Raw genomic sequence first — 21,617 nt, 5'->3', positions numbered from 1 at the left:
GTCCGCTCACCCCGCCGACAACCCACCGAAGCCCACGATCGCCCCGCTGCGTTCGCCGCTGCGGGTCAGTTCGGACCGGGCCTCCTCGAAGTCCGTCATCGTCAACGGCAGCGGTTCGACCGTCCGTCGGCTCTCGTCTTCCAATGCGAACAGTGCCGCCCGGGCGATCCACTCCTTCAAAAACGCCTGCGACGCCCCGCGGCTGTCCTCCGCCAACTGCGGTACGTCCAGGGCCGTCGCGTCGAACCGCTTGAGGTATTGAACGAGATACCGGGCCCGCAGCTCCTTATTCGGCGGTCCGAAATACACGCACTGCCCGATCCGCCCCGGGCGATCTTTAATCGCCCGCTCCACCCGCTCGAGCGCGTTCGTGGTGAGGATGAAACTGACGGCCTCGTCCGGTCGGAAGCCGTCCATTTCGTCCATCAAGTCGCCCAGGGCGCTGGTGTGCGGGTTCATCTCCCGCTCCGTGAACACCAGGTCCACGTCCTCCAGGATCACCAGACTTGGTTCATACAGCTTCGCCAGCCCGCAGACGCTTTTGACCTGATGCAGGCTCTGCCCGGCGACGACGAACGTGGTCACCTCCGGCAATGTGCCGACCAGATAGCGGCAGGTATAGGTCTTGCCGGTGCCCGGCGGGCCGTGGAACAGCAGCCCCTTCGACAACGGCAGCCCGAGCCGTTTGAGGTCCGCGTGCCGGCGGTGATGTTCGACGAGGTTGCGGTTGAGCACCGGCAGGGTTTCCGGGTCGAGGACGATGTCCTCCGCTTTCAATGCGGTGCGGTGCTTGAAGTTGAGTTCCGGCTCCCCGCCGCCGCGGTATTCGCCGTCGTCGTCGTAGGAGCCCTGATGCTGGAACTCCAGCAGAGCCCCGCGGTAGACGCTGTGCGAAACGGAGCGTTCCTCAACCGCATCCAGCAGGGCCGCGGCGGCGTCGAAGCTGTCGGCGGCGGCCTCCACGATCGCCTGCGGCTTGCCGTACTCGTGGGAGGCCCGCACCCGTAGCACGGCCGGCCCGTGGCGCCCCCCGCCGGTTCCGGGGGCCGGGGCGGGGAGGATCCAGAAGCAGTCGTCCGGCAGCAGTTCCTCGATCGGCCCGTCGGCGTCGCGGCCGATCGGCCGGGCGGTGCGGGGGGAGGGCACAATCGGCGAGGGCATGTTCTGCCATGTCCGGCCGCTCAGCACGGTCGCCAGATCGAACGGCTCCTGCCGGTCCAGCACCTGCGGTTCGGACCCCGGGATCCGCTCCGCGGCGACCCGGGCGGCGACGTGGTCCGCGGCCCGGTGCAGATCGACCAGCCGAAACTTCGGCAGCGACCGCGACACCGCCCGCATCGCATGCGCCTCCCCGCCCAGCGCCCGCCGCACCGCCCCGGAGACGAACGGCCGCCAGCCCCGATTCCACTTCTCCCAAAACACCGCCGGCAGCCCGATCGCCAAGCCGGCGCCGACGATCGCCACCGCGGCGATCCATGTCGAATCATCTGCCGTCGCGAGCGTGACGCTATTCATCGTGTCCTCCCAGCCGCCGGCCGCGGGTCCGCAGTTCGTTCATTAATTCGTCCAGATGAGCCTCCGTCGTCAGCGGGTTCATCACCGTGCACCGCAGCGCCGGCACGCCGTCCTTCGCGGTGGGGACGATATAAAATCGCCCGCTCCGCACGAGGTCCCGCCGCAGATCGTGCTGAAACCGCCCGAGCGTCGCGTCGTCGGCGTCCTTTAAAAAGTCCGGTACATGCCGGAAGGCGACGATGTTGCACTGCGGATCGTTGAGCGGTTCGAAGTCCTCCGCGGCGGACAGCTTCTCATAGAGACTGCGGGCGAGGGCGAAGGTCACGTCGACGAGGTCGCGGAACAACCCTTCGCCGAAGGTCGCCCACGTGCCCCACAGCCCCAAGGCGGCGGCCCGCTTGGTGCATTCGAGCGTTTTCATCCCGCTGTCGTGCTCCGCCAGGCCGGGGTCGGAGGGGTCGAATAAATAGGGGGCGTCCTGCCGGAAGGCCTCGAACCGATGCTCCCGGTTCTTATAGAAGACGAACGCGCACAGGGCGGGGACAAACAGCATTTTGTGGGCGTCCCAGATGACGCTGTCCGCCCGCTCGACGCCGTCTAACAGGTGCCGGTGCTTCGGCGAGAACGCCGCGGCCCCGCCGTGGGCGGCGTCGACGTGCAGCCAGACGTGGTGTTTCTCGCAGACGTCCGCGACGGCGTTCAGATCGTCGAACGCCCCCACCGGCGTGGCGCAGGCTCCGGCGGCGACGGCCACGATCGGCACGCCCTCCGCCCGCAGGCCGGTTAGCGTCTCGTCCAGCCGGACCGGGTCGATCTGCCGGCGATCGTTCAGCGCCGCTTTGACGACCTGCCGGGTACCCAGCCCCAGCAGGCCGGCGGCCCGGGCCATGCAGTAGTGGCTCTCCCCGTGGGCGACGATCACGGGCGCCGGGCCGGTGCGGGGAACGCCGTTTTCCCAGCACTCTTTGAATAAAACGTTGCGGGCGGTCAGCAGGCAGGTCGTATTGGCGAGGCTCCCGCCGTGGGTGACGAAGCCGGCGAACGTGCCGGGGGCGTAACCGAGCTTCGCCCCCAGCGCCGCCACGCAGGCCTCCTCCGCGGCGCTGACGAAGGGGCCCATCTCGTAGATCGCCATGGGCTGGTTCGTCACGCTGCCGACGGCGTCGAACAGCCCGGCGATCGGCACGCTGGCCGGCACCTGATGGCCGATATACCGCGGCGAATGCAGGTTTTGCCCGCGACTGAGCGCCGTTTCGATCAACCCCCGCACCCGGCCGGCGATGTCGTCGGGGGACCCCGCCGGCTCCCCCCGCAGCGCGGCGGCCGCGGCGGCGACGTTGTCGGCCGGGGCGTGCCAGTTCAGCACCGGCCCCTCGTTCGCCAGGCTGCGGGCGAGGTGATCAGCGAGGGCGTCGCAGGCGGCGTGGCCGGACTCCCGAAACAGCCCCGCGTCGTAGGCCGGGGCGATGCGGCCGCGGGCGGCGGCGAGGGCGGCGGATGAGGAATTCAGGGCGGGCGTGGGGGGCATCGGCGCACGGTACGATCAGACGTCCAAGGCGGCGAACCAGTCGGCGTACGGCGTGTTCTTCGCCATGTGCCGGTTGAGGTCCGGGGCGCCGTCCGTCCACCAGACCGGGCCGCGTTCGCCGAGGTTCGTCTTCGCCGCGTCCACCGCAGCCCGGGCGGCTCGGAGGGCCTCGGCGTCGTCGGCCCGCTTGGCGGTGCCGACGGCCCGGCGGGCGGCCATCAATTCATTCACCAACTCCTGCCGGCGCTCCTCCGGCAGCGACGGGTCCGACCGCCGCCACAGCCGGCCGCGGACGACGAAGTACCGGCCGTCCGGGGTCACGGGGTGCGTCATCTTCGGGAGGAGGGGCGAGGGGTGTCTTCCATACTCGTCCCGACGCTCTGCGTCGGGACGCACGGGCCGCGGAGCGGCCGGACGCTCCGCGGCCCCTGCGGGGCGACGCAGAGCGTCGCCCCGAGAGACGGCGCATCCGATCAGTAGGCGCCGTCGGTCGCGGGCTCGCTCCACCGCCGGGGCAGGCCGAGGCGGTCGCAGGCTTCGCCAAGCACGGCGGCGGTGCCGCTCATCCCGGCCCGGGTCACGCCCAGCGCCCGCACTTCCAGCAGCCGGTCCAGCGTCTTGATCCCGCCGCTGGCCTTCACCTGCACGCCCGGCGGGGCGTGTTGCCGCATCAGGTTGAGGTCGTGATCGGTCGCCCCGCCGGGGCCGAAGCCGGTGCTGGTCTTCACCCAGTCCGCCCCGGCGACGCCGCAGAGTTCGCACAATTTAATCTTCTCCGGGTCGGTCAGATGGCCGGTTTCGAAGATCACCTTCGTCTTCGCCCCCGCCTCGCGGGCCGCGGCGGTGACGGCGGCGATATCGCGGGAGACGTAGTCCCAATCGCCGGTTTTAATGCGGGAGACGTTGACGACCATGTCCAGTTCGACGGCCCCGTCGGCCAGCGCCGTGCGGGCCTCGGCGGCTTTGATCGCCGAGGCGTGCAGGCCGTGGGGGAAGCCGATCACCGTGCCGACCTTCACCCCGGTCCCGCGGAGCCGGCGGGCGACGTCGGCGATTTTATGCGGGGAGACGCACACGCTGGCGACCTGATAGGCCGCGGCGAGGTCGCAGCCGCGGTCGTAGTCCGCGGCGGTCAGCGTGGGCGCCAGCAGGGCATGGTCGATCAACCCGGCGAGGTCAGGCAGCGTCCAGTCCGGTTGGGAGGAGTCGAAGGGAACCATGCCGCGATCGTAGCGGCCCCCGGCCGCCCCCGCCGTGCCCGCTCGCGGCGGGGGCGGGGGGGCGGCTACGCTCGGGCGGTTCGCCCCGTTTCCAAACCCCTGCGCCCCGACCGATGTCCGCCGCCCGCCTGACGGCCCTCGCCGTCGCCCTCCTCCTCGTGCCCTCGCTGCCGCCGGCGTTCGCCCAGAACACCGCGGCCCTGAACACCAAGGCGGAGAAGCTGCAGACCGAATACGTCCGCGGAGCGGTCGATCTGGCGACGGAGTACGAGAAGGCCGGCGATCCCGGCGCGGCGATGGCCCTGCTGGAAACGGTCAAGAAGGTGGTCCCGGACAACGCCGCCCTGGAAGCGAAGCTCAAGGAGTTGCAGAACGACGTGCTCAGTGCCGGCGAGACCGTGCTGACGATCGACGCCTCCACGGAATGGCAGCCGGTCGCCCAGGTCCGCGAGGGCGCCGCCTTTCGTTTGGCGGCGGCGGGCTCCTACCGGATCTCGATGACCGGCAGCTCGACGGTCGACGGTCTGCCGCCCGGCGATGTCGCCGCGGGGCTGATCTCCGACGCCCCGCTGGGCGCCCTGATCGGCGCCTACGTCGATCCGAACGCCGCCGCCGCCGCGGCCCGGGGCGGCCGGACCGGAAACCGCGGCAACGAGAAGGACAAACCGAAGGTGTTCACCCTCGGCGCCGGCGGGGAGATCGAACGCACCGCCGACGAAACCGGCCTGCTGATGGTCCGCCTGAACCTGCCGGTCGGCGCCCGGCCCACCGGCAAATTGAAAGTGATGATGAGCGGCCAGATCACCCCCGCCAGCGGGCGGTAACGGGGCGACCGTTTGCGGTTTCGCGGGCCCGACTGCTGAGGGGCCCCGCGAAACCGCAAGCGAACGTTCGGAGCGAGAAGGTCGCCTCGAACCCTCGGGGACTTCTCAGCCCCAGCCGAAGACGTTGTGCTCGAAGATGTCCAGGTAAATCACCGTGAGCATCAACAGCACGATCATCCCCAGCCCGACGTAGGCGGCGCCGATTACCAGGCCCTCGCTGGGCTTCTTGCGGGTGACGGCCTCCCACATCAGCCAGACCATGTGGCCGCCGTCCAGCACGGGGATCGGCAGGAAGTTCAGCACCGCCAGGTTTACGCTGAGGAACCCCAGGAAGTGCAGGAAGTCCGCCGGCCCGTTGTCGGCGATCCGCATCCCCTCAGAGATAATCCCCGGCGGGCCGCGAAGGTTTTTAATGCTCAGCCGGCCGGTCAGCAGGCTGCCGAGCGTGAGGTACATCTGCTCCACGACGGTGCGGGTCTCGCGGAGGCCGTCGCGGAGGGCGTCGGCGGCGGAATCGCTCCGCCGTTCGATCAACTCGCGCGGCAGGAGGAAGCCGCGGGTGGGGAAGTACCAGTCGTCGGCGGGGGCCGGCGTCAGCGTGACGGTCTGCTGCGTCCCGTCGCGTTTTACCGTCAACGTGAGCGTGTCCTCCGGCAGTTCCTGGGCGAGGGTGAACACGTAGGCGAACGGGTTCCAGTCCTCCACCTTCTCGTTCTCGAAGGGGATTTTGATCGCCTCGCGGCCCTCTTCGCCGGCGGCGGGCTTGGGGGCGGTGAAGGTGGCGGCGACGATCTTGTCGTTCGCCTTCAGGCCGGCCCGGTCCGCGGGGCCGCCGGGCGTGACTTCCGTGATGACCGGGTTGAGGTGGAACGCGGCGCCCAGGGCCGGCACGTCCAGCGGTTCGGTGGGGGCAGAGGGGCGGGAGATCCAGCCCGGGCGGGCGTCGGGGGTGATCGTCAGCTTGACGACGGACGGCCCGCCGTCCTCGCCGGTCCGCACGACCTCCACCGGCACCGCCTCGCCGGCCCGCTCGAAGAACGCGTTCGGCAGCCGCAGCGGGTCGAGGTCCAGCCCCACGTCCCGGCCGTCGACCTTCGACAGTTCGTCGCCGACCCGCAGCCCGGCGGCCTCGGCGGGGGAGCCGGCCCGGATGGCGGCGATCGGCTGAGGCGAAACCCGCAGGCCCAGGGACCGCACCGGCGTGGGGCCGACGGTGACGGAGAACGTCTCGCCCGTCGCGTCAGGATCGTCCGCGTCCGGACGGCGGAGGGTGAACTCAATCGGCCGATCCGCCGCCGCCCCGACGACCGCGGAGTAGTTGATGAACGAGGTCAGCGGCACGGCCTCCGTCGCGGCCGGTTCGGCGGCGCCGTCTTCACCCTCTTCGGCGTCGCCGTCGGCGGGCGGTGCGGGGGCGGGGAGGACCCGGGCGGCGATCAGTTCGTCGCCCGGCCGCACGCGGTCCGCGACGGCGGCGGCGGGGGAGGTCGGGTGCACGGCCGACTTGCTCTCGGCCGAGAGCGTTCCCAGCGTCAGGCCTAGGGAGGGCGCAAAGCCCGCGGTGCGGCGGGTGCCGGAGTCGTCCGGGTCGAGTTCCAACTCGAAGCGGGTTCCGTCCGCCCGGTAGCCCCGCAGCGGCAGGGTGTCGCCCCAGGAGAGGGCGGTGGCGAGGGCCACATCGTTGAAGGTGATTACCTTCCGCCCGCCCACGTTCCGCAGGATGTCGCCCGGCTCCACACCCGCGGTCCAGGCCGGCCCGCCGGTCGTCACCTGACCGACGACCGCCGACGGCGCCTGCATGCCCAGCCACAGGGCAACCGCGAAAAACACCACCGCGGTGATCAGGTTCATCGTCACCCCGGCGCTGATGATCGCCATCCGCTGCCAGACCGGCTTGGCGCTGTAGCTGCGCGGGTCCTCGGCGATCTCGTCGCTGGTCAGCTGGGAGGGGTCGATGTCGTCCTGGCCCAGCATCTTGACGTAGCCGCCCAGCGGGAACGCGGACAGCGCGTACTCCGTCTCCCCGCGGGTCTTGGAGAACAACACCGGCCCGAAGCCGATGCTGAACCGCTCCACCCGCACCCCGCACCACTTGGCGACGGCGAAGTGGCCGAGTTCGTGAAAGAAGATGACCAGCCCCAGCCCCAGGGCGACCCACAGCAGGCTGAGCAATTTGGCGAACAGCCCGCTCAGCGAGAACGCGGCGAGCGGGGCGGCGACGCCGAGCGGCGGGGCGGCCGCGGCGAGCGAAAACAGAGTGTCCGTCACGATGGGTCCGGTCCGTGGGCGCCGCCGCGCCCGCGGATGCGAGAGGGGCGGGGCGGCAAGCTGCGAAGGGGTCGGCGACTACTCTACGCAAATCACGGCCGGCTTGTCCGCGGGAACCTGACGAGAGCCTCCGCGAACCGCCTCCGAACGCCCCGCCGCGGCGGAACTCAGCCGCCGCCGGACCGCTTCATCCCGCCATTCTGCAGCCGTTCGTAGCCCTCTTGAGCGGCGAAGGGCGGCTTATCGAAAGTCGAACCGTCCCCGGTGACCCGCGGATCGCCGTTGGCCTTCAGATGCTCCATCAGCCGCGCGGACAACTCCGCCTTCGCCTGCGCGTGGGCGGGATCGTCGGCGAGGTTCTTCATCTGGTGGGGGTCCTCCGCGATGGCGTACAGCTCCTCGCCGGGGCGCCGCAGGTAGCCGAGTTCGAAGGCCCGCTTCGTCGCCTCGTTGTCGTCGCGGTGCAGGATCGTCCACGCCTTGGTGGGGCCGGCGTCGACGTCGGGGAAGGCGGCCCGGGTGTTGCTGTTGAGGGCCCGCTCGTCCGGCATCTCGCCCGGTAGGCCGTAGCCGGGGGCGGTGCCCTGCGGCCAGCGGTCCGGGGCGAAGTTGCGGATGTAGAGGTAGTCGTCGGTGCGAATGCCGCGCTGGGGATAGGGCAGGTAGCCCTCGCGGGCGCTGGCGACGTGCCGTTCCCGGCCGAAGAACGCCGCGTCGCGGGCCTCGTCCACGCGGTCTTCCTCATCGGTGACGAGGACCGGCGCCAGGCTGTGGGCGGTCATGCCCTCCGGCAGCGGCACGCCGGCGATGTCCAAGAACGTGGGGGCGAGGTCCGGCAGGGTGACGAAGTCCGTGACGACCCGCCCGTTGGCGTCCAGCCCCGCGGAGACGCCCGGCCCGGCGATCGCCAACGGGACCGCGACGCCGAAGTCGTACAGGTTCGTTTTCCCGCGGGGGAAGCCGGGGGCGCCGTGGTCCCCGCTGACGGCGATCACGGTGTTCTCCAGCTCGCCGCGGTCTTTCAGCTCCTTCAGCAGCACGCCAAGGGCGTTGTCGAAGGCCATCACCTCGCCGAGGTAATCGGCGAAGTCCTGCCGCACCTCCGGGACGTCCGGCAGGAAGGGCGGCATCTTGCCCTTCAGGCTGTCCGGTTCGATGCCCCAGATTTTCTTGCCGCTGCCCTGCGCCCAGGTGCGGTGCACGTTGGTGGGCCCGAACCAGTAGTGCCACGGCTTGCCGGAGTCCTCCGCGTCCTTCAGGAAGGCGGTGAAGTTGTCGAGGACTTCTTTGTACAACTCCGTACCGGCGGCGTCGGGGTCGTTGGCCTTGGAGACGATCTTGGAGAATCCGTTAAACCGTCCGCCGGCCTTCTCGTAGGCGGTGCGGTTGCCGCCGATGGGGGCGTCGTTCGGGGTGCCGGGGCTCCAGACCTTGTAGGTCTGCCCGACGAAGTAGCCGCCCTCCTCCAGGGCTTCGGGGTAGCTCTTGATGGAGCCGTCCCACTGCGCCCCGTTGAGGATCGCGCCCAATCCGGTCGTGTAGAACGGCCGGCCGGTCAGCAGGGAACTGCGGCAGGGCGTGCAACTGGGGGCGTTGACGTAGGCGTGGGTGAAGAGGACGCCGTTGCCCGCGATCTGATCGAAGTTCGGCGTGGCGAAGCCGGTCGCTTTGGACAGGTCGTTGCGGGCGTCGCCGTCGAGGGCGGCGTAGGCGCCGGCGTAACGGCCCCAATCGTCCGCGAAGGCGAACAGAATGTTCGGCCGGTCCGCCGCCTCCCCCTCCGACTGTGCCGCGGGCTGTGCGGCGTCGGAGCGAAGCTCCTCGGACGGCGGCTGCGGAGCGCCGACGGCGACCCCGCCGGAGGTGAGGAACAGCAGGGCGAGGGCGAGGCGGCGCAAGGGGGCTCTCCGAAGTTCGAGGCGGGTCGATTGTGGAGCTTCGGCGGCCGCCCCGCCACTACGCTCTCCGCGAGGTTCAGGGCGAGCCGGTGCTGCGTTCCGCAAGCAGGGCGGCCACGGCCGCCTGACGTTCCTCGGCGCTGCGGTCCGGATCGAGATGCGGCGGCGGGGCTGGAACCCAAGGCGGGCGGGGCCGGCGTTCCAGAGTGGGATGAGCGGCGCCGTCGACCGGCGGGGCGGGCGGGGCGACCGCCAAATCCGGGCGAAGCCGGCGGAAAAACTCCCGCAGCCGCGCGGCCGAGCGGATCGGGTCCGCCGCCGGGGGAAGCCGGTTCGCCCAATTGTCCGTCTGCGGGGGGCGTGAGGCACTGGTCACCACGTTGCCTCTTCGGAGTCGTCTTGGAGGGCTTCGAGGGCGGCGACGTCGGCCAGATCCTGCGGACGGCCGGCGGCTCGCTTCATGGCGATCAGGTCGCCGCGGGAGATCACCCGAACGACGCCCGCCGGCTGCCGGCGCTGCTCCGCATTCGCTACGATCGCCCGGTAGTCGGCTGAGTCGCGGAACATCAGGTCGAGAATCAGGTAGTCCTCCCCCGCGGTTTTCATGAACCGCCGCAGCGTGATGCCGCTGGCCGAAAAGGTCCACGGCTGGGCGCTCTCGAAGTAGCCGAGCGACTCGATCACTTCGGCCGCGTCGTCGACCGTTTCCGGGAGGGTCAAGAGGTCGATGTCCTCCGTCGCCCGCGGTCGCGCCCACAGGGAAACCGCCAGCCCGCCGATTACGCAGTAGGGGACGCCCGCCGCTTCCAGTGCCGTGACCGCTGCGAAGAATTCGTCGTACAAACTCAAGGGTGACGGTCCGTGCTCAGGCATTTCTGCCGTCTCACCGGGGGGAGAGCGCCGCGAACGGCCGGTTACGGCACCATCGTAACGCCGGCCGCTCCCCCGGCACGCTCCCCGCGTCGTCTCGGCGGACTGCACGGGCCGGGCGGCGTTCGTATGATCCCGGGTCGATCCGAATCCCGTCCCCTTTCGAGAGAACGGCCCCCGTGCGCGTCGGCCTGTTCATCCCCTGTTACATCGACCAGTTCTATCCCCGCGTGGGGGCGGCCGCGGTGCGGGTGTTGCGGCGATTCGGCGGGCCGGACCTGCATCTGGAGTACCCCGAGGGACAGGTCTGCTGCGGTCAGCCGATGGCCAACGCCGGGCTGCCGCACGAATCGCAGCCGCTGGCGGAGACGAACCTCAAGGCCCTCAGCGGGTTCGACGCGGTCGTTTGCCCCAGCGGGTCCTGCACCTCCATGGTGCGCAATCATTACGCTCCGTTCCTGGAGGGGCATCCGGGCTACGAGGAACTGCAGGCCAAGACGTACGAGTTCTGCGAGTTCCTCACCGACGTGCTGAAAGTCGGCAGCCCGGCGGGGCGGTTCCCACACAAGATCGGCCTGCACAACGGCTGTCACGGCCTGCGGGAGTTGCGGCTGGGCAGCGGCAGCGAACGGAACGTGGCGCCGTTCGACAAAGTCCGTTCCCTGCTGACGAACCTGGAGGGCCTGACCTTCGCCGAGCCGGAGCGCCCGGACGAGTGCTGCGGGTTCGGCGGGACCTTTGCGGTGCAGGAGGAGGCCGTCAGCGTGATGATGGGTAAGGATAAGGTCGCCGATTACCGGCAGGCCGGCACGGAGGCGCTGGTCAGCCCGGACATGAGCTGCCTGATGCACCTCGAAGGCGTGCTCCGCCGCGGCGGCGACCAGACCACCCGGGTCCTGCACGTCGCCGAAGTACTGGAGGAGGCCACGCGGGAGCCGTGACGACGGTCCGCCGTTCGCGGTTGCTTCCAGACGCTCGCCCTCATCGATTGCCATGACCAAAACCGCCGAACATCCCGACCGCGCCCGCGCCTTCGTCGCCGACGACGCCCGCGCCCACTGGCACGACGAATCGCTCTGGTTCGTGCGTCAGAAACGCGACCGGCAGGTCCACTCCGTGCCGGAGTGGGAGCGTTTGCGGGAGCTCGCCAGCCAGGTCAAACGGCACGCGATCTCCCGCTGGCCGGACTACCTCGAGGAGTTCGAGAAAAACGCAACCGCCCTGGGGGCGAAAGTCCACTGGGCCGCCGACGCGGAGGAGCACAACCGCATCGTCCTCGGCATCCTGCGGGACGCGGGGGTGAAAAAGATCACCAAATCGAAATCGATGCTCACCGAGGAGGTGCACCTCAACCCGTACCTCATCAAGCACGGGATCGACGTCACGGACACCGACCTCGGCGAGCGGATCGTCCAACTGCGTGAAGAGACGCCCAGCCACATCGTGCTGCCGGCGATTCACCTGAAGCGGGAGGACGTCTCCGAAACGTTCCACGACAAAATCGGCACCGAATCCGGCAACGCGGACCCGGCCTACCTCACCGAGGCCGCCCGCCAGCACCTCCGCGAAAAGTTCCTGGGGGCGGAGGCCAGCATCACTGGCGTGAACTTCCTCGTCGCGGAGACCGGCGGGTTCGTCGTCTGCACCAACGAGGGCAACGCGGACCTCGGCACGAGCCTGCCGCGGTTGCACATCGCCTGCACCGGCATCGAAAAATTGGTGCCCCGGGCGGCGGACCTCGCGATCTATCTGCGATTGCTGGCCCGCAGCGCGACCGGCCAGCCGATCACAACTTATACCAGTCACTTCCACGGCCCCCGGCCGGGTGGGGAGCTGCACATTGTGCTGGTGGACAACGGCCGCAGCGATTTGGCGAACGACCCGCAGTTCCGCGACGTGCTCAACTGCATCCGTTGCGGGGCCTGCATGAACACCTGCCCGGTCTACCGCCGCAGCGGCGGGCACAGCTACGCCGCGACGGTCCCCGGCCCGATCGGCAGCGTGCTGAACCCGCTGCACGCCCTCACGCCGCGGATCGTCCGCGAGTCGGAGCAGGGCGAGGGCGTCGAGCCCCGCGAGGGCGAGGCCGGCGACGCCCACGGGTCGCTGCCGTTCGCCTGCAGCCTGTGCGGGAGTTGCACGGACGTCTGCCCGGTGAAGATCCCGCTGCACCATCAGTTATTGGCGCTCCGCAAGACCGTCGGCGACCGCGGCCTGCTGCCGTGGGGCAAGCGGATCGGGATGAAGGCGGCGGGCAAGTTGCTGAACTCCCCCAAGCTGTTCGGCGTCGCCGGCCGACTGGCCCGCAAGGCCCTCCCCGTGCTGCCGCGGGCGGCGATCTACAACCGGCTCAACCCCTGGGGCGTCGGCCGCGACCTCCCGCCGGCCCCGCCGAAGAGCTTCAAGCAGATGTGGCGGGACGAACTGAAACAGGAGGCGTCGTCGCCAGGCGATCCGAAATAGACCCCGCGACCCCTCGCCGTCCGTCCTTCCCGCTGCCCTCCCCATGATCGCCCCCGCCTCGCCTGCCTCCGACTCCCGCGCCGCCCTGTTCAAGAAGCTCCGCGGGCAGTTGCTCGAAGCGGTCGAACTGCCGGACCTCTCCGCGGAGAGCTGGATCCGGTACGACGACCCGCTCGCCCAGTTCGAGGAGGCGTTGAAGACGGTGGGCGGCGTCTCGGTGCGAGTCCCGGACGCCGCGGCGGCTCAGGCTCACCTCAAGCAGTCGCCGGTCTGGAGCGAAGCGAAACAGACGGTCTCGCTGGTGGAGGGCGTGGGCGAGACGACGGAGGGCCTCGGCGCCGTGCCGGACGTCCACGAATTGGCCGGGGTCGACGTGGCCGTGTTCGGCGGGTTGTTCGGAGTGGCGGAGAACGCGGCCGTCTGGTTGGACTTCTCGCACTCCGATCACCGCGGGCTGTGCGTGCTGGCCCAGCACCTCGTGCTGGTCGTCCCGGCGAGCGAGATCGAACACACCATGCACGGCGCCTATGCCCGGCTGGCGGACGCCGACGGGTCGCACCGGCAGAAGTTCGGCCGCGGGGGCTTCGGCATGTTCGTCTCCGGCCCCAGTAAAACGGCGGACATCGAGCAGTCCCTCGTCATCGGCGCCCACGGCGCCCGCTCGCTGACCTGCTACCTACTGGAAGAGCCCGACGAGCAGGGGGCGTCCGCCCCCTGAGCGGCGGCCGCGCGGCGTCAGTCCCCGCCGGAGGGACGGGAGGAGTCGTCGCGGCCCTCGCCGTCGCCATCGCTGGCGTCGCTGTCGTTGTCGTCGTCTGAGGAACGCTGGAAGCCGTCCTCCTGGTTCTCCGCCTTCTGATTCCCGACCAGCCCCGTCTGCACGCCGCTGTCGCCCTCCTCGACCGTCGCCCGGGCCCATTCCTGCACGAGATCGGCCACCGTCGACGCCAAGATGCCGAGCACCAGATAGCCCACGAACGTCTCCAGACAGGCCATGAACCGCAGCACGCCGCGCGGCTGCAAATCGCCGTAGCCCAGCGTCGTGAAGGTGACGACGGAGTAGTACAGGGCGTCGCCGAAGGTCGTGACCTTCGTTTCCGGCGTCGTCGTGCTGTTGGCGATATAGCTGGCGGAGTCGGTCTCCGCGCTGGTGCCGTAGATCTTATAAATCGTGGCGAAGGCGGCCAGCAGCAGGGCGAGGTTCGCCGCGGCCATCGCCGCCTCGACCCAGAACCGCCCCCGGCCGGCGTAAAGGTTCCGCAACCGGGAGAGCAGCAGATAGAGGAACGTTCCGCTGAACAGCAGGCCGATGCCGCAGGTGGCGGCGTCTCGCGGCATCCCCTGCGGGATGACCGAAATCAGCCCCATCCACACGCCTCCGAACAGAAAGAAGCTGGCGAACAGGCCGAACGCCGAGGCGAACTTGTACACGGGAGCGGGGCGGACGGGGGAAAGAAGGGAGGGGACCGAAACGGCAGCGTGCGAGGCCCCTAGGGTGTCGCCGGGGTGCGACCGAACGACACGGGGGAGGCGCCCGCCCGCATCCGGGGGGATCGCCCGGCGACGGTTCGCCGCGGAGCGGCGACGGGGCGATTCGCTGACAAGTCGCGTGCTTTGGGCTAGGCTTGCCGGTCCCGCCGCCCGCCGCGGACGGGGGCCGCTCCCCCCCCGCCTGCCGAGACCGTCCGTCCGATGCGCCTCCTCCTCATCAGCAGCGAGGCCGTTCCGTACAGCAAAACCGGCGGATTGGCGGACGTCTCCACCGCGTTGGCCAAGGCCCTGGCCGCCGCGGGACACGACGTCTCCCTCGTGTTGCCGCACCACGTTCAGGTGCAGACGAAGAACCGCCGGCCGCCGCGGAGCCTCGACGGCCCCAAGCTGTCGGTGCGGCTGGGCGATCGCACGGTGAAGGCCGGCAGCGGGTGGGACGTCCTGCCGGCCCCCGGCCCGGACGGCGAACGCCGGGAGGTCCGCGTGCTGTTCGTCGATCAGCCGGACTACTTCGACCGCCCCGGCCTCTACGGCGACCCGGCCGGCGATTACGAGGACAACGCGGAGCGCTTCATCTTCTTCAGCCGGGCCGCCCTCGAACTGGCCAAGGTCCTCGCCCTGCGGCCGCAGTGCGTGCACGCCAACGACTGGCAGACCGGGCTGGTCCCCGCGATGCTCGCCGACGACTACCTCGGCACGCCCGGCTTCGAGGAGACCGGCAGCGTCTTCACGATTCACAACCTCGCCTTCCAGGGCAGTTTCCCCCACTGGGACATGCGGCGGACCGGCCTGAACTGGGAGCGCTTCCACTACACCCAGTTGGAGCACCACGGCCGGCTCAACCTGCTCAAAGCGGGCATCGTCGCGGCGGATAAAGTGACCACCGTCTCGCCCACCTACGCCGAAGAGATCCGGACCGACGCGCTGGGCTACGGCTTGGAGGGGGCGCTGATTAATCGCGGCGCCGATCTGTCCGGCGTGCTCAACGGCGTGGATCCGGCGGAGTGGAGCCCGGCGGCCGATCCGTACCTCGCCATGAACTACACCGCCGCGAACGTCGCGGAGGGGAAGGCCGCCTGCAAGGAGGCCCTGCGAAACGAACTGAAGCTGGAAGTCCCCGAGTCGGGCGAGCCGGGCTCGCCGCTGTTCGGCATGATCTCCCGCATGACCGATCAGAAGGGGTTCGACCTGATCGCCGGCTGCGCCGAGGAGTTGATGGCGACCGGCGCCCAGTTCGCGTTCCTCGGCACCGGCGATCCTCGCTACGAAGGCTTCGTGCGGCACCTGTCGAACCAGTATCCGGGGCAGGTGGCCGGCTTCGTCGGCTTCGACAACGGCCTGGCCCACCGCATCGAGGCCGGCTGCGACGCCTACCTGATGCCCAGCCTGTACGAACCCTGCGGGCTGAACCAGATGTATTCGCTGGCCTACGGCACGGTCCCGGTCGTGCACGCCGTCGGCGGGCTGGCCGACACCGTCGTCGACGCCTCCCCGGAGAACCTGAAAAGCGGCGCCGCCAACGGCTTCGTGTTCGACCAGCCGGTCCCCACGGCGTTGGCGGAGACCGTCCGCCGGGCGGTGGACTGCTACCGCAAAACGCCGGACGTCTGGGCACAGCTCGTTCAAACCGGGATGGCCGCCGACCACTCCTGGGACGCCTCCGCCGCCGAGTACGTTCAGCTCTACCGCTCCGCCGCCGCGCGTCACGCCGTCGCCTGAGTCGTTCGAGTCCGACCCGCCTTCCCGCGGCCCGGCCGCGATACGTCCGTCGTCCCCCACGTCCCCGCCGCGTTTAGACCCCCCTCTCACGATGACGGCTCCCGCGCAACTGGCGTTCGTCTGGCATCAGCACCAGCCGTATTACCCGGACGACGTCGCCCGCGAGAACCCCATGCCCTGGGTTCGCCTGCACTGCACCAAGGACTATCTGGGGATGGCTCTGCACATTAAAGAGGTGCCGGAGTTCCGTTGCGCGATCAACCTCGTGCCGAGCCTGCTGGTTCAAATTAACCAGTACGTCGAGGGTCGCAGCGACCGCCACCTGGACGTCTCGAAGATGCCGGCCGACGGGCTGGGCGCCGGCGACGCGGCGTACCTGATGGACAACTTCTTCATGGCAAACGCGGAGACGATGGTGCGTCCCCACGCCCGCTACCGGGAGCTGCACGAGCTCCGCGGGTTCGGCCGCAGCAGCGCCGAGGACGCCGCCCGCCGCTTCACCGAGCGGGACGTGCGCGACCTCCAGATCTGGAGCAACCTCACCTGGGTGCACGAACTCGTTTTTGAACGGGACGACGACCTCCGCGAGTTCCGCGAGAAGGGCCGTCACTGGACGGAGTCCGAGAAGGAATGGTTCTTCAAGCGGCAGCGGGAGTTGGTCGCGGAGGTGATCCCGATCCATAAGGAGCTGTCCGAGGGCGGGCAGGTGGACCTGACCACCACGCCGATGTACCACCCGATTCTGCCGCTGCTATGGAATAAGGAGAGCGCCCACGAGGCGATGCCCGGCTGTCCGCTGCCGCAATATCTGGAGCGGTACGAGGAGGACGCCCGGGAGCAGATCCGCCGCGGCGTGGAATATCACACGGAGCAGTTCGGCGCCCCGCCGGCCGGCATGTGGCCCAGCGAGGGTAGCGTGTCGCAGGCGATTCTGGCGGAGATCGCCGCCGCCGGCGTGCCCTGGATCGCCACGGACGAGGAGATCCTCGCCCACAGCACCAACGGGCTGGTCAGCCGCGACGGCCGGGGGCATCTCAAGAACCCCGACAAGCTGTTCCGCCCCTGGGACCTCAACGCCACGCTGCCGAACGGCGAACCCTTGCGGGCCGTCTTCCGCGATCACGCGATGAGCGACGGCATCGGATTTAATTATCAGCGGATGGACCCCCACGCCGCCGCCCACGACCTGCTGGGCAAGGTGGACGGCATCCGCCGGGCGGTCGAAGAGGCCAACGGCGGCCGGCCGGCGCTGGTGCCGGTTGTCCTCGACGGCGAGAACTGCTGGGAATATTACCCGGACGGCGGCGTCGGCTTCCTGCGGACGCTCTACCGGGAATGCGTCGCCCACTCGACCATCAACCCGGTCCGGGTCTCCGACCATATCAAGGAAAACCCGCCGACCGACCGCGTCGACCGGCTGTTCGCCGGGTCGTGGATTAATCACGACTTCTATATCTGGATCGGCCACAAGGAGGACCGCGACGGCTGGGACCGCCTGCACGAAACCCGCGAATACCTCAAGGCCGCGGAGGCCGAGGACGCCGACCCCGAGGCGGTGAAGAAGGCCTGGGAGGAACTGTATATCGCCGAGGGTTCCGACTGGTTCTGGTGGTACGGCGACGACCGCAGCAGCGGGCAGGACGACCTGTTCGACGACCTGTTCCGCCGGCACCTGCGGAACGTCTATAAGCTGCTCGGCGGCGATCCGCCGGCGAACCTCGACGTGCCCATCACGAACGCGGAGCCCAAGCAGACGCACACGCTGCCCACCGGCTTCGTCAGCGCCACCCCCAACGGGCGACCCACCTATTTCGAGTGGGTCAGCGCCGGCAAGTACGCCCCCGGCAACGACCGCGGCACGATGGCCATCGTCACGGACGGGCTGATTCAGGAGGCGCTGTTCGGCTTCGACCTGACCCCCGGCACGGTGGAGGACGGCGGAGGCCGCTTCTGCCTGCGGGTGGACACGAACGACCGCGCCGCCGACGACCTCGCCGGTCTGGACGCCCTGCGGGTGCGGTTCCAGGACCCGGAGGGCGTGGAGATTCGCGTCACTGACCTCGGCGACGGCACGCCCGTCGCCAAGGTGATCCGCGGGGGCAAAGCGGTGAAGAGCGCCGACCCGCGGGTCGGGCTGGACCGGATCTTCGAGTTGACCGTGCCGCTGGCGGACCTCGGCGTGGAGCCGGGCGACCCGGTGCATTTCGCGGTGGAGGCGGTCCGCGGCGAATCCAGCGAGGACCGCGCCCCCCGCGAGGGCAGCATCCGTTTGGAGTGCCCCAACGCCGATTTCGAACGCGAACGCTGGCAGGCGTGAGGTAAGCATACCGGGGGCGAGGCGCAAGGCGTCGGCGCTTCGCCCCCCGTCGCTCCTGACTTACGCCGTCCGCCTCGCCCCTCCCGCCTTCCTACAAACCGCGTTAAGACTATGAGCGACCTGCGCAAGGACCCCGTGACCGGCCGGTGGGTCATCATCGCCCCGGACCGCGCCAAGCGGCCGGTGCATCACGAGCCGGTGTTCCGCCTCGCCTCCGACCGCCTCGACCCCTTCGCCGAGGGGAACGAGGGCCTGACCCCGCCGGAAATTCTGGCGTTCCGCTCCTCCGACAGCGCCCCCAACGGCCCCGGCTGGCGGGTGCGGGTCGTGCCGAACAAGTTCCCCGCACTGCGGACCGACGAGGAATTAAAGAAGCGGGGCGTGGGCCTGTACGACACGATGACCGGCGTCGGCGCCCACGAGGTCGTCATTGAGTGCCCGCACTACGAGGAAAGCCTCGCCCGCCTGCCGGTCGACAACGTCCGCGAGGTGCTCGGCGCCTACAAGGACCGCCTGCTGGACCTCAAACGGGACGTGCGGCTGGTGCACGCCCTGATCTTCAAGAACAAGGGGGCCCTGGCCGGCGCCAGCCTGGAGCACGCCCACAGCCAACTCATCGTCACCAGCGTGGTGCCGATCAGCGTGTGGGAGGAGATGACCGGCGCCCTGGAGTTCTATAACTACCGCGGCCGGTGCGTCTATCAGGACATGCTGGATCAGGAGCTGGACTCCCGGGAGCGGGTCGTGCTGGAGACCGCGGACTACGCCGCCGTCTGCCCGTTCGCCTCCCGGTTCCCCTTTGAAACCTGGATCATCCCCAAGCACCACGCCAGTCACTACGAGACGAGCTCCGACGCCCAGATCGCCTCGCTGGCCCGGGTGTTGAAGACCACGCTGTCGAAGCTCGAGCTGGCCCTGGACGACCCGCCGTACAACTACGTGTTGCACACGGCCCCGTTCGACACGCCGGAACTGCCGCACTATCGCTGGCATCTGGAGGTGTTCCCGCGGCTGACGCGGGTCGCCGGATTCGAGTGGGGCAGCGGGTTCTATATCAACCCAGTTCCGCCGGAGGAGGCCGCGGAGTTTCTGCGGAACGTCGACGTGCCGCAGAACTACGGCCGCGCTGCCGCCGACGAACCCGCCGTCAAGGTCCGCAAAGCCGGCTGACGGGGCGGTCCTCGTCGCAGCGGAAGGAAGAGACGCACAAAGATAAAAGCCCCGGCGTCACGGAGACGCCGGGGCTTTTTTCGTTCGACCGTTCGGTCGGCGCTCAGTGATGGCCGTGGCCGCTGTGGCCGCCGAAGCCGCCGTGACCGCCGAAGTGGCCGGGGCCGTAGTAGTCAAAGTGACCGGACTGGTGGTACACCGGACGGCCGTTAATCACGTCCACGTGCGAGGTGTCGTGGTACACACTGGTCCCGCCGTATCCGCCGCCGTAGTACCCGCCGTGACCGAAGTGGTTTCCGCCGTAGTACCCTCGGTTGAAACTGCGGTACCCGCGGTTGTAGCCGCCGTAGTAGCTGCCGTAGGCCGGGCGGCCGATTTGGAGGGAGAAGCCGCCGGCCTCGGCGGTCTCCGGAGCGCCGCCAAAAGCGAAGGCCCCGGCCAGCATGGCGGCGGCGGCGGTGGGCTTGAGAATGTTCATCGGGTCGATCCTATCGGAACTCGGAGTGGTGAGAGGGGGGAGGGTCCGTCGCGGGCCCGGCGACTCGACCCTCGAGCGTCGCCGGCACGTGTCAGATTTGCATTTGGCGTGCCAAAACCGGCTCGACACTTCGTAACCGTAGGAACGTGGCCGTTCTTCACGCATTTCGTCGTGCCGACGGCCAACTGAACCGTCTCTCTTCCGTATCGTGCGTCGTCAGAGTGACGACGGTTCTTCGATTCCTCATCGACCGCCGCCTCGCCGGTGGAACGGGGCGGCGATAGGGTGACGGCGAGCTTGCCGCCGTCTCTCCCGCGGGGTGTCCGTTCGTGTCGAATCGCCGCCAGTTTCTCGCCGCGGCGTCGGCGGCCGGCCTCGCGGCGCTCTCGGCGGGCGTACCGGCGGACGCGACGGTCCGCCGGCGGCGGAATCCCTCGCTGACCTTCTACGGCGCCGTCGGCCGCGTCAGCGGGTCCTGCCACCTGTTGGAGACGTCGCGGGGGCTGTATCTGATCGACTGCGGCCTGTTCATGTCGGACACCCCCGACCGGGACGAGAACGCATCCTTCCCCTTCGATCCGAAGGAGGTGCGGGCCGTCTTCCTCACGCACGCCCACGCCGATCACAACGGCCGGCTGCCGTTGTTGGTCAAGCAGGGCTTCGGTGGGCCGATTTATTGCACCGACGCCACCCGGGATCTGAACCGGGCGACACTCCGCAGTTCCCTGACCGTCGGGGAGGGGGAGGGGAGGTCGCTGTACGGCCGCCGCGATCAGCAAAAGAGCTTCGAACTGGTCGAAGTCGTGCCTTATAACCGGCGTCTCTCCAAAAGCGGCGTCGACTGCCGCTATACCGACGCCGGGCACATCCTCGGCTCGGCGATGATCGAGATTTGGGCGGACGGGCGAAAGATCCTATTCAGCGGGGACATGGGCCCGGACGGCGCTCCGCTCCTCTGCGACCCGACGCAGCACCGGGACGCCGACGCCGTGCTGTTTGAAAGCACCTACGGCGCCGTCCGGGGCGCCGCGGCGAACTACGAGGCGTTCGGCCGCCGCGTGCGGGCCGTGCTGGATCGCGGCGGCAGTCTGCTGTTGCCGACCTTCGCCCTGCATAAAACGCAGACGCTCATCCACCTGTTCCACGGCCTGCGGGAGGACGGCGTGATCCCGCGGGACGTGCCGGTCTTCTGCGACAGCCCCTCCGCCCAGCAGGCGACGGCGATCTACGACGCCTTCCCCCAGTATCTCGACCCGGCGGCGAAGGCCGCCCGCGCCGCCCGCGGGGGGACGCTGTTTTATCGCCCCGGATTTTACGAGGCCCGCGACGACGACACGCTGCTGACCCACGGGAACGGGCCGGCGATCTATCTGTCCACCAGCGGCATGCTGGACCACGCCGCCGCCCCCAAGCACCTCTCCCGCCTGGCGGAGGACCCGCGGAACGCCGTGTTCCTCATCGGTTATCAGGCGCCCGGCTCCGTCGGCCACCGGGTCCGATCTGGCGAGAGCCCGATGCGTTTGCCGATCGAGGAACGCTTCGGGCCGACCCGCTACGACGTACGGGAATTGAAGCTGGAAGTGGACACGCTGTCCGGCTTCTCCAGCCACGCGAAGGGGCAGCAGATCCTGAACTGGCTGGGCGGGTTCGACTCCGTCGGCCCGGCGTACGTCGTGCACGGCGACCCGGACCGGGCCGCGGAGATGGCCGCGGGGGCGACCGCGATGGGCGTGCAGGCCCACGCTCCGCGAGAGGGGCAGAGCTTCGAGGTGACCGGCGAACGGTTCGCCCCCGGCCCCGCCCCGACCCTGCCGGAGCGGCGGGCCGACGACTTCGCGGAACTCGACAGCTAAAGA

Annotated in this window: 18 protein-coding genes; 8 read left to right on the top strand and 10 right to left on the bottom strand. The window is 69.5% G+C overall.

Features of this window, described 5'->3' with window-relative positions; all coding sequences use genetic code 11:
• Window positions 1-6: 6 nt before the first annotated feature.
• The 4 genes from CA12_RS00620 to deoC form a co-directional block, all read right to left on the bottom strand.
• Complete coding sequence (locus CA12_RS00620; protein WP_145356663.1) at window positions 7-1,515, bottom strand: AAA family ATPase; 1,509 nt, start codon at window positions 1,513-1,515, stop codon at window positions 7-9.
• Window positions 1,508-3,043, bottom strand: a complete 1,536-nt coding sequence (locus CA12_RS00615; protein ID WP_145356662.1) for a pyridoxal phosphate-dependent decarboxylase family protein — start codon at window positions 3,041-3,043, stop codon at window positions 1,508-1,510. Before CA12_RS00615 ends, CA12_RS00620 begins: the two co-directional genes overlap by 8 nt.
• A 15-nt stretch (window positions 3,044-3,058) precedes the next feature.
• The gene (locus tag CA12_RS00610; RefSeq protein ID WP_145356661.1) at window positions 3,059-3,376 is read right to left on the bottom strand and encodes a hypothetical protein; all 318 of its coding nucleotides are present in this window, start codon (window positions 3,374-3,376) and stop codon (window positions 3,059-3,061) included.
• A 140-nt stretch (window positions 3,377-3,516) separates the two neighbouring features.
• Window positions 3,517-4,263: a deoxyribose-phosphate aldolase gene (gene deoC / locus CA12_RS00605; protein ID WP_145356660.1), complete on the bottom strand. Its 747-nt coding sequence runs from the start codon at window positions 4,261-4,263 to the stop codon at window positions 3,517-3,519.
• Between the two features lie 113 nt (window positions 4,264-4,376).
• Here deoC and CA12_RS00600 point away from each other — a divergent pair, with 113 nt between their 5' ends.
• A complete protein-coding gene (locus tag CA12_RS00600; RefSeq protein WP_145356659.1) occupies window positions 4,377-5,087 on the top strand; it encodes a hypothetical protein in 711 nt (236 codons plus the stop codon).
• A 105-nt stretch (window positions 5,088-5,192) separates the two neighbouring features.
• On the opposite strand, the gene CA12_RS00595 is transcribed toward CA12_RS00600, so the two are convergent.
• From CA12_RS00595 to CA12_RS00580, 4 genes are all read right to left on the bottom strand, one after another.
• A complete protein-coding gene (locus CA12_RS00595) occupies window positions 5,193-7,355 on the bottom strand; it encodes a site-2 protease family protein (RefSeq protein ID WP_165700465.1) in 2,163 nt (720 codons plus the stop codon).
• Between the two features lie 167 nt (window positions 7,356-7,522).
• Entirely contained in the window at window positions 7,523-9,253 is a 1,731-nt protein-coding gene (locus CA12_RS00590; protein WP_242688087.1) for a sulfatase family protein, read from the bottom strand.
• Between the two features lie 76 nt (window positions 9,254-9,329).
• The gene (locus CA12_RS00585; protein ID WP_165700464.1) at window positions 9,330-9,629 is read right to left on the bottom strand and encodes a hypothetical protein; all 300 of its coding nucleotides are present in this window, start codon (window positions 9,627-9,629) and stop codon (window positions 9,330-9,332) included.
• Window positions 9,626-10,102 (bottom strand): nucleotidyl transferase AbiEii/AbiGii toxin family protein, encoded by a 477-nt coding sequence (locus tag CA12_RS00580; RefSeq protein ID WP_165700463.1) that lies wholly within the window; start codon window positions 10,100-10,102, stop codon window positions 9,626-9,628. Before CA12_RS00580 ends, CA12_RS00585 begins: the two co-directional genes overlap by 4 nt.
• A 200-nt stretch (window positions 10,103-10,302) precedes the next feature.
• Here CA12_RS00580 and CA12_RS00575 point away from each other — a divergent pair, with 200 nt between their 5' ends.
• The 3 genes from CA12_RS00575 to CA12_RS00565 are packed head-to-tail and all read left to right on the top strand — an operon-like array spanning window position 10,303 to window position 13,304.
• The gene (locus CA12_RS00575) at window positions 10,303-11,064 is read left to right on the top strand and encodes a (Fe-S)-binding protein (RefSeq protein ID WP_145356655.1); all 762 of its coding nucleotides are present in this window, start codon (window positions 10,303-10,305) and stop codon (window positions 11,062-11,064) included.
• Between the two features lie 52 nt (window positions 11,065-11,116).
• The gene (locus CA12_RS00570; RefSeq protein ID WP_145356654.1) at window positions 11,117-12,586 is read left to right on the top strand and encodes a lactate utilization protein B; all 1,470 of its coding nucleotides are present in this window, start codon (window positions 11,117-11,119) and stop codon (window positions 12,584-12,586) included.
• 43 nt (window positions 12,587-12,629) lie between these two features.
• Window positions 12,630-13,304 carry a LutC/YkgG family protein gene (locus CA12_RS00565; protein WP_145356653.1) on the top strand — a complete coding sequence of 225 codons (675 nt, stop codon included), beginning with the start codon at window positions 12,630-12,632 and terminating at the stop codon, window positions 13,302-13,304.
• Window positions 13,305-13,321: 17 nt separating this feature from the next.
• On the opposite strand, the gene CA12_RS00560 is transcribed toward CA12_RS00565, so the two are convergent.
• On the bottom strand, window positions 13,322-14,017 hold the full coding sequence (locus CA12_RS00560; RefSeq protein ID WP_207622080.1) for a potassium channel family protein: 696 nt from the start codon (window positions 14,015-14,017) through the stop codon (window positions 13,322-13,324).
• Between the two features lie 261 nt (window positions 14,018-14,278).
• Between CA12_RS00560 and glgA the strand changes: the two genes are divergently transcribed.
• The 3 genes from glgA to galT all read left to right on the top strand — a co-directional run bounded on the left by glgA (window position 14,279) and on the right by galT (window position 19,283).
• Window positions 14,279-15,796 carry a glycogen synthase GlgA gene (gene glgA / locus CA12_RS00555; RefSeq protein ID WP_145356652.1) on the top strand — a complete coding sequence of 506 codons (1,518 nt, stop codon included), beginning with the start codon at window positions 14,279-14,281 and terminating at the stop codon, window positions 15,794-15,796.
• A gap of 91 nt (window positions 15,797-15,887) precedes the next feature.
• Window positions 15,888-18,113, top strand: coding sequence for a glycoside hydrolase family 57 protein (locus CA12_RS00550; protein ID WP_145356651.1), 2,226 nt, complete (start codon window positions 15,888-15,890; stop codon window positions 18,111-18,113).
• Window positions 18,114-18,224: 111 nt separating this feature from the next.
• Window positions 18,225-19,283: a galactose-1-phosphate uridylyltransferase gene (gene galT, locus CA12_RS00545; protein WP_145356650.1), complete on the top strand. Its 1,059-nt coding sequence runs from the start codon at window positions 18,225-18,227 to the stop codon at window positions 19,281-19,283.
• Window positions 19,284-19,386: 103 nt separating this feature from the next.
• On the opposite strand, the gene CA12_RS22330 is transcribed toward galT, so the two are convergent.
• Window positions 19,387-19,761, bottom strand: a complete 375-nt coding sequence (locus tag CA12_RS22330; RefSeq protein ID WP_207622079.1) for a hypothetical protein — start codon at window positions 19,759-19,761, stop codon at window positions 19,387-19,389.
• A 329-nt stretch (window positions 19,762-20,090) separates the two neighbouring features.
• On the opposite strand from CA12_RS22330, the gene CA12_RS00535 reads away from it, so the two are divergent.
• Window positions 20,091-21,614, top strand: coding sequence for an MBL fold metallo-hydrolase (locus tag CA12_RS00535; protein WP_145356649.1), 1,524 nt, complete (start codon window positions 20,091-20,093; stop codon window positions 21,612-21,614).
• The last annotated feature ends 3 nt before the right edge of the window (window positions 21,615-21,617 follow it).

Origin of the sequence: Alienimonas californiensis, assembly GCF_007743815.1 — a bacterium.
Classification (GTDB): Bacteria; Planctomycetota; Planctomycetia; order Planctomycetales; family Planctomycetaceae; genus Alienimonas; species Alienimonas californiensis.
This window is presented reverse-complemented; position numbering and strand designations above follow the sequence as displayed.